A 13,295-nucleotide genomic window follows, 5' to 3' on the forward strand; every position below is an offset into this window, starting at 1 on the left:
AAAAGAGGGAAAAAAGTCAATCTTTTTGCCCTCTTTTTTGCTTTGCCGGATCTGCTATACGTTACGTACAGCATCCTTCATAGATTTCACATACTCCTTTACGTAAGGCACACAATCCTTTCCATACCTGGCACACAGCTTGACGATAGCAGAACCTACGATCGCCCCGTCGGACTGTTCTGCCATTTTAGCTGCCTGCTGCGGTGTACTGATTCCAAAGCCTACCGCACAGGGAATCTGTTTTTCTGCTTTTACCAGATGCACCATTGCCCCGATATCTGTGGTAATCTGGCTTCTAGTACCGGTTACTCCAAGAGAAGACACACAGTATACAAAACCTTCCGCCTCTTTTGCGATCATTGCGATCCTTTCGTGGGAAGTAGGTGCGATCAGGGAGATCAAATCTATTCCATATGCTTTGCACACGCTGTCAAATTCTTCCTTTTCTTCAAATGGTACATCCGGAAGGATCAGTCCGTCCATTCCGACTTCAGACGCTTTTTTGATAAATCTTTCAGTTCCATAGGAAAAAACCACATTTGCATAAGTCATAAACACCATAGGGATCCTGGTTTTCTTACGAATCCGAACCACCATATCAAAAACCTTGTCTGTTGTTACGCCTCCGCCTAATGCTCTTACATTGGCAGCCTGAATCACAGGCCCTTCTGCTGTTGGATCGGAAAATGGGATCCCAAGCTCGATCAAATCTGCCCCTGCCTCTTCCATTGCATATACGATCTGCTCTGTTACATCAAGGGATGGATCCCCGCAGGTAACAAAGGGAATAAATGCTTTTCCTTTACCAAATGCTGCTGCTATATTCTTATTCATGGATATCCTCCCCTCTGTATCTGGCAATTGCTGCACAATCCTTATCTCCACGTCCTGAAATCGTGATCACTACACACTGGTCTTTTCTCATGTCCGGTACGATCTTTCTTGCATAGGCCACTGCATGGGCACTTTCAATGGCGGGGATGATGCCCTCGATCCTTGAAAGATATTCAAAAGCATCCACTGCTTCATCATCTGTTACAGGTACATACTGTGCTCTTCCTGTATCATACAGGTGGGCATGCTCAGGTCCGATCCCCGGATAATCCAATCCAGCGGAAATGGAATACACCGGAGCGATCTGTCCATATTCATCCTGGCAGAAATATGACTTCATTCCATGGAAGATCCCCAGTTTTCCTGTTGCAATGGTAGCTGCAGTCTCTGCAGTATGGATGCCCCGGCCTGCTGCCTCGCAGCCGATCAGCTGTACTTCCTTATCTTCAATAAAATGGTAAAAGGTACCGATTGCATTGGAGCCGCCGCCTACGCAGGCAAGAACAGCATCCGGAAGCTTTCCTTCCTTTTCCAGCATCTGCTCCTTAATTTCTTTGGAGATCACAGCCTGGAAATCACGTACAATGGTAGGGAAAGGATGGGGTCCCATTACAGAGCCAAGTACATAATGGGTATCTGCGATCCGGTTCGTCCACTCTCTCATGGTTTCAGAAACTGCATCCTTTAAGGTTGCTGTGCCGGAAGTTACAGGATGTACCTTTGCTCCCAGAAGCTTCATTTTGTATACATTTAATGCCTGTCTTTTGGTATCTTCCTCCCCCATGAAGACTTCACATTCCATCCCCATCAAGGCGGCTGCAGTAGCTGTGGCCACTCCATGCTGCCCTGCACCTGTTTCTGCGATCACACGGGTTTTTCCCATTTTCTTTGCAAGAAGCACCTGCCCCAGCACATTGTTGATCTTGTGGGCTCCTGTATGGTTCAGATCCTCTCTTTTCAGATAAACCTTTGCACCACCCAGATCTTCTGTCATATGTGCTGCATAATAAAGTCTGGATGGACGGCCTGCATATTCATTAAAAAGCTCTGTTAATTCCCTGTTAAATTCCGGGTCATTCTTGTAATGCTCATAGGCCTCTTCCAGCTCCAGTACTGCATTCATCAGTGTTTCCGGAATGTACTGGCCTCCATGTATTCCAAATCTGCCTTTAGACATATTTCTTATCCTCCTGCTTGTATTTCAAAAGTTTTTGCCATTTTATAGCTTTCTCACCAGTTCTACTGCCTGTCTGATCTTTTCAGGATCTTTTTTTCCATTTGTTTCCACACTGCTGCTAAGATCCACAGCCCAGGGGCTTAAGTAATGCACAGCTTTTTCCAGGTTATCCACTCCAAGTCCTCCTGCAAGAAAATAAGGTCTGGAAATCCCCCCTGCCAGCATCCAGTCAAAGGTTTTCCCAGTGCCTCCGCTGCCCTGATCCAGAAGGATATAATCTGCGATGCTTGCTTTTTCCTTGGCAATATCTTCTTCCGTTTTTACAGAAAAAGCTTTGATCACCTTTTTTCCTGTTTCATCCTGCAGCTGCTGGATATAGGCTTCCTCTTCCTGTCCGTGAAGCTGTGCCATCTGGATCACCTTCTGATCTAAAAGGTCAGCCACCAGCACAAATGGTGCATTTACAAACACTCCAACTGCACAGATAGAAGGATCCAGCTGACGAATCAGCTTCTTTAACTCATCAGAAGTAATCGATCTTCTGCTTTTAGGGTATTCAACAATGAATCCGGCAAAATCAGGCTTGCAGCTGTTTACTGCCTGTATATCTTCCATAGTTCTTAAACCACAAATCTTTACTTTTGGCATAAGGGGCCCCCGTTTAAGTGTTCCAGTGCCTTTCTTTTATCCGGGCTGCGCATCAGCGTTTCGCCGATCAATACAGCCTGAATATCATTTTCCCGAAGCCTGTGAATATCTTCGGAGGTACGGATCCCGCTTTCTGATACAAAAACAGCATCAACAGGTGCGATTTTCCGAAGCCGGATACTGTTCCCTGTATCCACCTGAAAGGTTTTCAGATCCCTGTTATTTACTCCAATGATCTTAGCCCCGCAATCCAAAGCACGGAGAACTTCTTTTTCATCGTGAGCTTCCACCAAAGCATCCATATGAAGCTCCTTTGTCAGCTGATAAAAGTTACGCAGCTTAACATCATCAAGAAGAGAACAGATCAAAAGCACTGCACTGGCTCCCAGTGCCTTTGCCTGATAGATCATATATTCATCCACTGTAAAATCCTTGCGAAGTACCGGTATGTTTATTTCTTCTGCGATTTTTTCAAGGTAACCGTTTTGTCCCATAAAATAGAAAGGCTCTGTAAGGCAGGAAACAGCACTTGCCCCTGCTGCCTCATATTCCTTTGCAATATCAAGCCAGGGAAACTCTGGGGCGATCAGCCCTTTAGATGGAGAAGCTTTTTTCACTTCACAGATATAAGACATTCCCTGTACTTTAAGTGCCTGTAAAAAACCAGGTTTTTCTTTATTTTCTGTTGTATGCTCTGCCCTATTACGCATCTCTTCCAGAGAACACTGTTTCTTTTCTTCCCGGATCCGCTCCTTTGTTTTTTCACCGATTTCCTCTAAAATATTCATAATTTCCAGTCCCTTTTCAATGGTTAGTTTCGTATATAAATTCTTCCAGCTTCTTTACAGCAGCGCCGCTGTCGATCAGGCTTTCGGCCATCCTTACACCTTCTTCTATGGTTTTGGCCTTTCCGGTAATATACAGGGATGCACCTGCATTTAAGCATACTGCCTGACGCTTGGGCCCTTTTTCCCTGCCCTCCAGAATATCTCTGGTGATCTGTGCATTTTCCTCAGGAGTCCCCCCTGCCAGTTCTTCCTTCGCACAGCTGTTATACCCGAACTGCTCCGGCCGGATCTGATAAGACTGGAACCATCCATCACGGATCTCGCAGACAGTTGTAGGCGCACTCATGGAAATCTCGTCCAGCTTATCCTGTCCGTATACCACCATACCTTTTACAACACCCAGCTTAGCCATAACCTGTGCCAAAGGTTCAACCAATGTTTCATCATAAACACCCATCAGTTCCATATTTGCACCTGCAGGATTGCTTAAAGGACCAAGAATATTAAATACTGTGCGGATTCCCAATTCCTTTCGGATCGGTGCCACATACTTCATTGCAAAATGATAATTCTGTGCAAACAGGAAGCAGATATTGATCTTTTTCAGGATCCTTGCACTTTCTTCCGGTGAAACTGTGATCTTTACCCCTAATGCTTCCAGCACATCCGCTGCACCGGATTTGGAAGAAGCTGCCCTGTTTCCGTGTTTTGCCACTGGCACACCGCCTGCTGCGATCACCAGGGCTGAGGTAGTGGAAATATTAAAGGAGTTGGCACCGTCTCCGCCAGTTCCTACGATCTCCAGTACATCCATATCATGGAGAAGCTTTACGCAATGAGCACGCATGCCTGCTGCCGATGCAGTGATCTCGTCAATGGTCTCTCCTTTCAGAGACAGGGCTGTAAGATATGCTGACATCTGTACAGGTGTTGCTTCTCCGCTCATGATCTCATTCATTACCGTTTCTGCTTCCTTATAAGTAAGATCCTCTTTTTTTGATAATTTGATAATCGCTTCTTTGATCATAGTTCATCCTCCTCGTTTTTTTGTCTGATGCTGTCCAGAAAATCTTGTTTTTATCTGATGCTGTCCAAAAAGTTTTCAATCATCTTTTTCCCATCCGGTGTCATCACAGATTCCGGATGAAACTGCACCCCAAACACAGGGTATTTTGTATGTTCCACAGCCATTACTTCCCCATCTTCCGACTTGGCAGTAACCCTTAATTCTTCTGGAAGGGTTTCTTCTTTTGCTGCCAGGGAGTGGTATCTGGCTGCCTTAAATACTTCAGGAAGTCCTGCGAACAAACGGTTCTCACAGGTCTGGATAATCTCTTTTTGTTTCCCATGCATCAATTCTTTTGCATAGGTTACAGTTCCTCCAAAGGCCTGACAAATGGCCTGATGCCCCAGACAAACACCCAGGATCGGGATTTTTCTTCCACAAGTACGGATCACCTCCACACATACTCCTGCATCCTCCGGTCTTCCGGGCCCCGGGGAAAGAACAATGGCCTCTGGCTTCATTTTCATGATTTCATCTACTGTGTATTCATCATTTCTGATCACCTTAATATCACTGTTTGCAGAGCCGATCAGCTGGTATAAATTATAAGAAAAGCTGTCATAATTATCGATCAACAGGATCATTGGATTCCCTCCTCTGCCTGGGCAAGTGCACGAACCACCGCTTTTGCCTTATTTTTACATTCCATAAATTCCTTTTCAGGTACACTGTCTGCCACGATTCCTGCACCAGATCGGATACAGATCTCGCCATTCTTTTTATACACAAGACGGATGGCAATACATACATCCAGATTTCCTGTAAAGTCCATATATCCGATGGCACCCCCATAAATACCACGTTTACTTTTTTCCAGTTCATCAATGATCTGACAGGCGCGAAATTTAGGTGCGCCGGAAAGAGTTCCTGCTGGAAGAATGGCATCCACTGCATTCACTGCATCTTTGTCATCCCGGATCTGCCCGATCACAGTAGACCCCAGATGCATCACACAGGAATACCGCTCTACATCCAGGTATTTTTCCACCTGTACAGTTCCGATCTTACTAATCTTTCCGATATCGTTTCTTCCCAGATCCACCAGCATATTATGCTCAGCCAGTTCTTTTTCATCTTTCAGAAGTTCTGCCTCCAATGCCAGATCTTCTTCCCTGTCCTTCCCTCTTGGCCTGGTTCCGGCTAACGGGAAAGTACTAAGCTTGCCCTGATCCAGCTTCACCAGAGTTTCCGGAGATGCACCTGCGATCTCAATGTCGTCACTGGAAAAATAGAACATATAAGGAGATGGATTGGTTGCCCGCAGCACGCGATAAGTATCAAACAGACTTCCTTCTGCCTTTGCCCTCATAGGATTGGACAGCACCACCTGGAAAATATCTCCTTCTTTAATATACTGCTTTGCTCTTTCTACGATCTGACAATATTCTTTTTCCGGAAGTTCAGGCTGGATTTCTGACAGCAAATGAATAGGAGGAAATTCCATTTTATCTTCCTTTTTGATCAGATCTGCCATGTCCTGCAGCTTCTTTTGGGCTTCCTGATAAGAAATATCTATATTTTCTGTTTTTACCCCTGTGATAAGAAGCAGCTTTTGTCTGTAATGATCAAAGGCGATCACCTGGTCAAAAAGCATCAGGTCCATATCCCTGAAATCCTGCTGTCCTTTAGATCCCAGCTTCAGTTTCGGTTCACTGTATCGGATATAGTCATAAGAAAAATATCCAACCAGGCCGCCGGTAAATGTAGGAAGGCCTTCTACTTTAGGACTTTTGTACTGATCCAGTACCTGACGCAGGGTTTCTCCAGGATGAGTTACATGACAGATCTTCTCTTCCTGATTTCCGTTTTCTCCGGTATTCCGGATCTTCATTTCACCCTCACAGCAGGTAATTTCCATCACCGGGTCATATCCAAGAAATGAATATCTGCCCCATGCTTCACTTTGGCTTGCACTTTCCAACAGATAGCAGTGATGGCTTGCTTTTTTCAACATGCGCATCACTTCCACAGGTGTATACTTATCGGAAAATAATTCCCTGCATACCGGAATCCTTTTGTAGTCTCCCTGTGATGCCAGTTGTTTTACAGTTTCTAATGATGGGTACATAGGAACACCTCCTGATCAGTTTTTGATTATGTGAATATCATCTGACAGCTCTGTCTGAAGGTATGTTTTCAGATATTTATATAAATAAAAAACGCCCTTGACAGAATCTGCTTCTGTCAAGGACGAGTATCATTCACCCGCGGTGCCACCTTGATTTACGGACGGACCGTACACTTTGAGGAATACTATCATATTCCTGGCAACTGACGTATGCCTTCACGTCACAGAATACTTGGCCATTAATAAATGCCTTTCCCTGTGCCCTCTGCGGTCCATTTAACAGCCTGCATTCCACCCGGCTCTCACCTTCCCGGACTCTCTGTGCGCGCTGAGCTGTTTTTATCTCCGCTTCAACGGTTTATCTTGTTAAATTATTTTTTATAAATTACCATGTTTTTGTTTCATTGTCAAGCATTTTGTTTCATTTTTCATTTAATTTTTACAACGGCTTTCACAAGATCTGTCTTGTTATGCACAGCTTCATCATAAGCATCCTGAATGTGCTCCAGATCAAACTCATGAGTAACAATACTCTTAACATTGATAGCACCGCTGGATACAGCTGCAATTGCTTTCGGATAAATATTCTTATAACGGAATACGGACTTGATAGTAATTTCCTTATCCATGATCTGTGCAAAATTAAAGCTGATCTCTTCCTGTGCGGAAATACCTACCAACGTAATAGTGCCACCTCTTCTTACAATAAACGGAGTCTGTGCTATGGTTACTGGTGAACCAGCAGTCTCAAATACCACATCAGCACCACGGCCATTTGTAAGCTCACGGATCTTTGCCAGTGCATCCTCCTTGCCACTGTTTATAACTGCAGTGGCACCAAGCTCCATAGCCTTATCCAGACGTGCCTGCACCAGATCTGCAACGATGATCTTACCGGCGCCGTGCGCCTTACATGCAAGCAGTGTTACAAGTCCGATACATCCTGATCCCAGGATCACTACAGTGTCTCCTGTACCTACTGCCCCCTGCTCTGCCGCATAAAATCCTACAGATAATGGCTCGATCAATGCGCCTTCCTTTGTAGAAACGTTATCAGGAAGCTTAAAGCACATATCCTCAGGAAATGCCATATATTCTTCATTACATCCCTGTACTGGTGGCGTTGCAAGAAAAACCACATCCGGACATAGATTATAATGGCCAGATTTACAGAATTCACATTTTCCGCAGGTGATACCCGGTTCAAGTGCCACCTTGTCTCCTACTTTCAGGCTGGTAACATCCTTACCGATTTTTGCAATGGTTCCTGCACATTCATGTCCAAGCATGTAATCCTGGGAAAGATCTACCTTGTAAGCACCACAGCAGCCATTATGGTAATAATGTACATCAGATCCACAGATTCCCACATACTCTAGCGATACAAGAACTTCTTTATCTCCGATCTCCGGTACTGGAATCTCTTTTACAATCATCTTGTCTGTGCCTCTCATAAAAGCACCTTTCTGCATCATTTTTACATGACTCATATGTAAAACCCCCTTTTGCTTTTTAATAAAAGTATAGTATCGGCTCGCACTTATGTCAATAGTTTTATATAAGTTTTTTCTATTTATAAGATTATTTTCGTATTCTGTCTTAATATCTAAGTATTTTCGTATTCTTTTATAATTATTTTAATAAAAGTTTTTATTTAAGTTCTGGATTTTAAATATTATAAATGGTATAATGATGAAAATACAAAAGATCTGATTTGCCTATGGCTGCATAACTATGGACACAGGATCTGTTGTTAAAAAAGGAGTAAAACAATGGACGAATACCTGGCAAAATCAAAAACCTCCGGGGATATTTACCGATTATTATATTATGGAGCATCCTGTTCCAGGCAGGAGATTTCCCAGACTCTAGATATCAGTCTTCCCACCACTACCCGCTGTCTGAACAGCCTGTGCAATGCAGGGCTTGTAAAAAGTGCAGGAGAATCCCAGTCTACAGGTGGAAGAAAGGCAACCCTTTATGAATACGTTCCTCAAGCAAGATATGCAGCCGGAATTGACATCACTAGGAACCATCTTTCCATTGTTCTGGTAGATCTTGGCCTGAACATTCTGGATACCAGACGTCTGCGTATTCCCTTTGAAGCAAGCGATCAGTATTTTTCAACTCTTGCTAGGGAATACGAAGATATGATCTCCCAGAATCTTCCTGACCGTTCCTGTCTTCTTGGCACCGGGATCTCTGTACCAGTGCTGTTAGGGGATGACCACAAAACTATCAATTACGCTACCGTAATCCCTCTTCCATTTAATATTTACAGTATTTTGTCCAGCTATATCCATGAGCCTTTTCTTTTTTTCAATGACTCCAATTCTGCAGGACTTGCAGAAAGCTGGCGTGGGCATTATACCAGTTCCCTGATCTATCTTTCCCTTTCCAGCAGCGTAGGCGGTGCTTATATAAATGGACGGACTTTATACACAGGGGATCACAACCGGGGATGTGAATTTGGTCACATGGCCCTTATCCCTCATGGTAAGAAATGTTACTGTGGCAGTTATGGCTGTCTTGACGCTTATTGTACAGCAAACGCCCTTACAGATTTTACAGATGGGAATTTAAAAGAATTTTTTGATATCCTGAAAACAGGTAATAATCAGGGAATCAGAAATGTTTTCGACAGCTACCTGGACTATCTGGCTATTGCCGTAAATAATCTTAGAATGTGCTTTGACTGTAATATTATCCTTGGTGGTAATGTAGGTGCTTATATGGCTGATTACCTGGATCTGTTCCGCAAAAAAGCCATAAAGCTGAATCCTTTTGAAAATGATGGAAGCTTTATCCATGCCTGCCATTATCGTACAGAAGCATCAGCTGTAGGCGCAGCCATTTATTATATTGACCAGTTTGTAAAAAACTTCCCATATGAAATGCAAGGATGATACCAGGGTCAAAAGGCCTTTCATCCACATGAGTTTGCTCATAAGTGGATGAAAGACCTTGTAACACTGGTATCCTATAAAGCAAAAAAAACTGCAGATACACATGATCTGCAGTTCTCGTATAGTAGCGAGAGGGGGATTTGAACCCTCGACACCACGGGTATGAACCGTGTGCTCTAGCCAACTGAGCTATCTCGCCATATAAAATTGTTGGTACATCACAAGTAGCGAGAGGGGGATTTGAACCCTCGACACCACGGGTATGAACCGTGTGCTCTAGCCAACTGAGCTATCTCGCCATATATTCATAAGTATGGGGCCTATAGGGCTCGAACCTATGACCCTCTGCTTGTAAGGCAGATGCTCTCCCAGCTGAGCTAAGACCCCATGTATCAAGCTGTAAAAAAGTATTCATCCCTGTCACAACTTGCTTTGCTATTATACTATCATATCCGTCACTTTGTCAACAACTTTTTTAAATTTTTTGAGTTTTTAAAATAATAAAAAAAATATAATTTTTCCAAAAAACCATTTGACAACCACTCATTTATATGGTAATATATGTCTTGTCCTTGAGACAAGCAATAACAAATGCGATAGTGGCGTAGTTGGTAACGCGCGACCTTGCCAAGGTCGAGACCGCGGGTTCGAGCCCCGTCTATCGCTCTTGATGCCGGAAGATTTTTCTTCCGGTTTTTTTTGTTTAGAATCTTCCAGTCAATTGCTGCATCCTGCGGAGCGTTTTTATACAAGGAAACATTATGGAGTAATTTCCTATTACATAAAATAACAGCAAAACTTCCTGCTATACGCTAAGAAGTCCTGCTGTCTTATTACTATATTTATAGCTCTGCTTTCTTTAAAATCAATTAATGGTGGAACAGACGGATTCCGGTAAATGCCATAACCATTCCATAGCTGTCACAGGTAGCGATCACATCTGCATCTCTTACAGATCCACCAGGCTGTGCAATATACTTCACACCACTTTTATGTGCACGCTCAATATTGTCGCTGAATGGGAAGAATGCATCAGAACCAAGTGTTACATCTGTCATCTGATCCAGCCATGCACGTTTCTCCTGGGCTGTAAAAATCTCCGGTTTCTGTGTAAAGGTTTTCTCCCACTTACCGTCAGCCAGAACATCCATGTATTCCTCACCAATATACACATCAATGGCATTGTCTCGTTCTGCTCTTGAAATCTCCTTTTTAAAAGGCAGGTTCAGCACCTTCGGACTCTGACGAAGGAACCAGTTATCAGCCTTCTGTCCTGCCAGCCTTGTACAATGCACACGAGACTGCTGTCCTGCACCAACACCAATAGCCTGTCCGTCTTTTACGTAGCATACAGAATTGGACTGAGTATACTTCAAGACGATAAGAGCCACTTTCATATCTCTTTTTGCTTCTTCTGAAAGATCTTTCTTAATAGTCACAATATTGGAGATCAGCTGATCGTCAATAGCCAGCTCCTGTCTTCCCTGTTCAAAAGTAACACCATATACCTGCTTATGTTCTACAGGTGCAGGCACAAAGTCCGGATCGATCTGGATCACATTGTAGTTGCCTTTTTTCTTCTGCTGAAGGATCTCCAATGCCTCCTGTGTATATCCAGGTGCGATCACACCGTCAGATACCTCTCTCTTGATCAAAAGGGCTGTATCTTTATCACACACATCAGAAAGGGAAATGAAATCTCCAAAGGATGACATACGGTCTGCACCTCTTGCTCTTGCATATGCACATGCCAGCGGTGAAAAGTTCTTCCAATCCATATCGTCTACCCAGTAGATCTTTGCAAGAGTCTCTGTCAGCGGAAGGCCAATGGAAGCCCCTGCAGGTGAAACATGCTTGAAAGATGTGGCAGCTGGGAGACCGGTAGCTTTCTTCAGATCGCGTACCAGCTGCCATCCGTTAAATGCATCCAGAAAATTAATGTATCCAGGTCTTCCTGAAAGAACCTTGATTGGAAGTTCTGATCCATCCTCCATGTAAATCCTGGAAGGTTTCTGATTTGGGTTGCATCCATATTTTAACTCTAATTCTTTCATTATTGTCTCCTCCTTCTTCTGATTACTGATTCTTGTTTACGATCTTTGATGCATAGCTGCCTGTTGCAATATCAATGTATCTTACAAACAGAGATACTTTGTTGTCAGGATTCAGGCTGTTCCACAACAAATCTGCAAATGCATCCATATCATCCGGGATGGCTACCAGCTTAGGCTCTCCTTCGAAGCTTGGAAGCGGATTCCCGTCGCACTTGTATGTGTGGATAAAATGTCCTTCTCCTGCTTTTGCATTTGAATAGGCAAAGGTATATCTGTTGCAAGAAGATGGATCCCCATTATTGCTTTTCAAAATAGACATTGCATAGCTGTAGGAACCATTTTCCACATGCATAACACCGGAAATACGAGGCGTATAGTTTGGTCCATCTGGCTCAAATTCTCTGCTGCGAAGGGACTGTTCAAATGTAAGCTGATGATCCATTCCCTCATAGATGGTGTCTGTCTGATCACCATTTGTAACAATCGTCTTATTGCCCAGAACACGTACCGGAGCATAAATGATCAAACTTGGATCAACCAGTTTGGAAGGGTCAAAGGCCTGTGTACGGATCCCCTCTCCTTCTTCTACAAAAATACGGTTTCTGCTGTTTTCACTTCTGCCCATGATAAAATATGCTGTTACAGCCTTTGTTCCATCTGCAGACCGTCCGATCACGATCCCTCTGCCAGGATAAGAATTTTCTTTCAGTTCTTTTTCCAGTGACAACATTTCCATAATCTTTGCTCCTTTGCTTTACCTTTTCTCTTTTTTGTGTACAAAAAAACCTGGGAAGCCCTCTTACCAGGCTGCCCAGGCGGTCGACATTTTCATATACTGCACTCCCTGTAGGTTTGCCCTACGATCCGCCAGTTGTGCAGCTCTTTTTTACTATACAATAGATTTTTCCTATTTTCAAGCCCCCAAAAATATTTGGTGTTGAAAAACCTATTCACGCGCCAAGTCTCGCGGCTACTCGACTTGAACCGCCTGAATCTCCTGAATGCGAGCCTGTATATCAGCCTTCATCTGCTCCCAGGCCTGAGGATTATCCACATAATATTTAGGGCATTCTTTCCCTGTTACATCATAATGCCGGATCACTGCATCCTGATCCAGTCCAAAACGCACACAAAGCCAGGCTGCCAGTTTTACGCAAGATTCATAAGTGGTATCATTAAACTTCCCGGTCTCGTCTGGATGGCAGCACTCAATAGACAAAGTGTCTACGTTCCTGGAATTGGTGGCATAGGACATCTCAGAAGATGGAATACACTGGATCACCTCGCCCTCCAGTCCAATCACGAAATGACTGCTTACCTTTGTCTCATGGGTCCAGGACAGATTCTCAAAATAATCCCTGTTGTCCTGTGCAGAGGCTCCCGGATTAGCTGTATAATGAATGGCAATATAATTAACCTGTGCAATGGGCAGTTGCGGCCTGGAATACTCATTAGGGGTAAGCAGCTGCACATCAATATACGGTGCTCCCTGTTCCTGCCACTGCTGAGGGCCATCGGAAGTACCTTCTGCACTGGATGCATTCTGACTGGTCATTTCCTCTGACTGATCTGCTGTATACTTTCTGTTGATCAGCCAGATCATGCAGACAAGGATCAGCAGCAAAAGGCTGCACGCAAGGATTAGCCGCCGGTTACGCTGCCGTATCCGCTGCCTTTTTCCAGGTATTGTTCTTTTCTCTTTATGTAAATCAGGCCGCCTTGGAAAAGACGGCCTGGGAGATTTATCTGTCATA

General features: G+C 43.9%; 12 protein-coding genes, 4 tRNA genes and 1 riboswitch. Of the genes, 2 read left to right on the forward strand and 14 right to left on the reverse strand.

Annotated elements, in window-relative coordinates:
• Window positions 1–54: 54 nt before the first annotated feature.
• From trpA to G5B11_RS03525, 8 genes are all read right to left on the reverse strand, one after another.
• Complete coding sequence (gene trpA / locus G5B11_RS03490) at window positions 55–834, reverse strand: tryptophan synthase subunit alpha (protein ID WP_173726903.1); 780 nt, start codon at window positions 832–834, stop codon at window positions 55–57.
• The gene (trpB, locus tag G5B11_RS03495) at window positions 827–2,011 is read right to left on the reverse strand and encodes a tryptophan synthase subunit beta (RefSeq protein ID WP_173726904.1); all 1,185 of its coding nucleotides are present in this window, start codon (window positions 2,009–2,011) and stop codon (window positions 827–829) included. Before trpB ends, trpA begins: the two co-directional genes overlap by 8 nt.
• Before the next feature lie 42 nt (window positions 2,012–2,053).
• Window positions 2,054–2,659, reverse strand: a complete 606-nt coding sequence (locus tag G5B11_RS03500; protein WP_173726905.1) for a phosphoribosylanthranilate isomerase — start codon at window positions 2,657–2,659, stop codon at window positions 2,054–2,056.
• Complete coding sequence (gene trpC, locus G5B11_RS03505; protein WP_173726906.1) at window positions 2,647–3,447, reverse strand: indole-3-glycerol phosphate synthase TrpC; 801 nt, start codon at window positions 3,445–3,447, stop codon at window positions 2,647–2,649. The genes G5B11_RS03500 and trpC overlap by 13 nt, the downstream gene beginning before the upstream one ends.
• A 16-nt stretch (window positions 3,448–3,463) precedes the next feature.
• Complete coding sequence (gene trpD / locus G5B11_RS03510) at window positions 3,464–4,474, reverse strand: anthranilate phosphoribosyltransferase (RefSeq protein ID WP_173726907.1); 1,011 nt, start codon at window positions 4,472–4,474, stop codon at window positions 3,464–3,466.
• A 50-nt stretch (window positions 4,475–4,524) separates the two neighbouring features.
• On the reverse strand, window positions 4,525–5,097 hold the full coding sequence (locus G5B11_RS03515) for an anthranilate synthase component II (RefSeq protein ID WP_173726908.1): 573 nt from the start codon (window positions 5,095–5,097) through the stop codon (window positions 4,525–4,527).
• The gene (trpE, locus tag G5B11_RS03520; protein WP_173726909.1) at window positions 5,094–6,581 is read right to left on the reverse strand and encodes an anthranilate synthase component I; all 1,488 of its coding nucleotides are present in this window, start codon (window positions 6,579–6,581) and stop codon (window positions 5,094–5,096) included. Before trpE ends, G5B11_RS03515 begins: the two co-directional genes overlap by 4 nt.
• A 428-nt stretch (window positions 6,582–7,009) precedes the next feature.
• A complete protein-coding gene (locus tag G5B11_RS03525) occupies window positions 7,010–8,071 on the reverse strand; it encodes an NAD(P)-dependent alcohol dehydrogenase (protein ID WP_330382902.1) in 1,062 nt (353 codons plus the stop codon).
• Between the two features lie 282 nt (window positions 8,072–8,353).
• Here G5B11_RS03525 and G5B11_RS03530 point away from each other — a divergent pair, with 282 nt between their 5' ends.
• Window positions 8,354–9,487, forward strand: a complete 1,134-nt coding sequence (locus G5B11_RS03530) for an ROK family transcriptional regulator (protein ID WP_173726910.1) — start codon at window positions 8,354–8,356, stop codon at window positions 9,485–9,487.
• A gap of 125 nt (window positions 9,488–9,612) precedes the next feature.
• On the opposite strand, the gene G5B11_RS03535 is transcribed toward G5B11_RS03530, so the two are convergent.
• From G5B11_RS03535 to G5B11_RS03545, 3 genes are all read right to left on the reverse strand, one after another.
• Window positions 9,613–9,686, reverse strand: a tRNA-Met gene (locus G5B11_RS03535).
• A gap of 26 nt (window positions 9,687–9,712) precedes the next feature.
• A tRNA-Met gene (locus G5B11_RS03540) sits at window positions 9,713–9,786 on the reverse strand.
• Between the two features lie 15 nt (window positions 9,787–9,801).
• Window positions 9,802–9,874, reverse strand: a tRNA-Val gene (locus tag G5B11_RS03545).
• A 206-nt stretch (window positions 9,875–10,080) separates the two neighbouring features.
• On the opposite strand from G5B11_RS03545, the gene G5B11_RS03550 reads away from it, so the two are divergent.
• A tRNA-Gly gene (locus G5B11_RS03550) sits at window positions 10,081–10,153 on the forward strand.
• 203 nt (window positions 10,154–10,356) lie between these two features.
• Here G5B11_RS03550 and G5B11_RS03555 read toward each other — a convergent pair.
• From G5B11_RS03555 to G5B11_RS03565, 3 genes are all read right to left on the reverse strand, one after another.
• A complete protein-coding gene (locus G5B11_RS03555) occupies window positions 10,357–11,541 on the reverse strand; it encodes a phosphoribosylaminoimidazolecarboxamide formyltransferase (protein ID WP_173726911.1) in 1,185 nt (394 codons plus the stop codon).
• A gap of 22 nt (window positions 11,542–11,563) precedes the next feature.
• Window positions 11,564–12,277 (reverse strand): IMP cyclohydrolase, encoded by a 714-nt coding sequence (locus G5B11_RS03560; protein WP_173726912.1) that lies wholly within the window; start codon window positions 12,275–12,277, stop codon window positions 11,564–11,566.
• 66 nt (window positions 12,278–12,343) lie between these two features.
• Window positions 12,344–12,426, reverse strand: a riboswitch (ZMP/ZTP riboswitch).
• Between the two features lie 85 nt (window positions 12,427–12,511).
• Window positions 12,512–13,294 (reverse strand): peptidoglycan recognition protein family protein, encoded by a 783-nt coding sequence (locus G5B11_RS03565; RefSeq protein ID WP_173726913.1) that lies wholly within the window; start codon window positions 13,292–13,294, stop codon window positions 12,512–12,514.
• Window position 13,295 lies beyond the last annotated feature (1 nt).

The organism is Blautia glucerasea (assembly GCF_013304385.1).
Lineage (GTDB): Bacteria > Bacillota > Clostridia > Lachnospirales > Lachnospiraceae > Blautia_A > Blautia_A ammoniilytica.

Excerpts from the sequence above, each read along its gene's own strand:
- trpA (WP_173726903.1), bottom strand. The coding sequence starts at position 834 with ATGAATAAGAATATAGCAGCAGCATTTGGTAAAGGAAAAGCATTTATT.
- trpB (WP_173726904.1), bottom strand. The coding sequence starts at position 2,011 with ATGTCTAAAGGCAGATTTGGAATACATGGAGGCCAGTACATTCCGGAA.
- G5B11_RS03500 (WP_173726905.1), bottom strand. The coding sequence starts at position 2,659 with ATGCCAAAAGTAAAGATTTGTGGTTTAAGAACTATGGAAGATATACAG.
- trpC (WP_173726906.1), bottom strand. The coding sequence starts at position 3,447 with ATGAATATTTTAGAGGAAATCGGTGAAAAAACAAAGGAGCGGATCCGG.
- trpD (WP_173726907.1), bottom strand. The coding sequence starts at position 4,474 with ATGATCAAAGAAGCGATTATCAAATTATCAAAAAAAGAGGATCTTACT.
- G5B11_RS03515 (WP_173726908.1), bottom strand. The coding sequence starts at position 5,097 with ATGATCCTGTTGATCGATAATTATGACAGCTTTTCTTATAATTTATAC.
- trpE (WP_173726909.1), bottom strand. The coding sequence starts at position 6,581 with ATGTACCCATCATTAGAAACTGTAAAACAACTGGCATCACAGGGAGAC.
- G5B11_RS03525 (WP_330382902.1), bottom strand. The coding sequence starts at position 8,071 with ATGAGTCATGTAAAAATGATGCAGAAAGGTGCTTTTATGAGAGGCACA.
- G5B11_RS03530 (WP_173726910.1), top strand. The coding sequence starts at position 8,354 with ATGGACGAATACCTGGCAAAATCAAAAACCTCCGGGGATATTTACCGA.
- G5B11_RS03555 (WP_173726911.1), bottom strand. The coding sequence starts at position 11,541 with ATGAAAGAATTAGAGTTAAAATATGGATGCAACCCAAATCAGAAACCT.
- G5B11_RS03560 (WP_173726912.1), bottom strand. The coding sequence starts at position 12,277 with ATGGAAATGTTGTCACTGGAAAAAGAACTGAAAGAAAATTCTTATCCT.
- G5B11_RS03565 (WP_173726913.1), bottom strand. The coding sequence starts at position 13,294 with ATGACAGATAAATCTCCCAGGCCGTCTTTTCCAAGGCGGCCTGATTTA.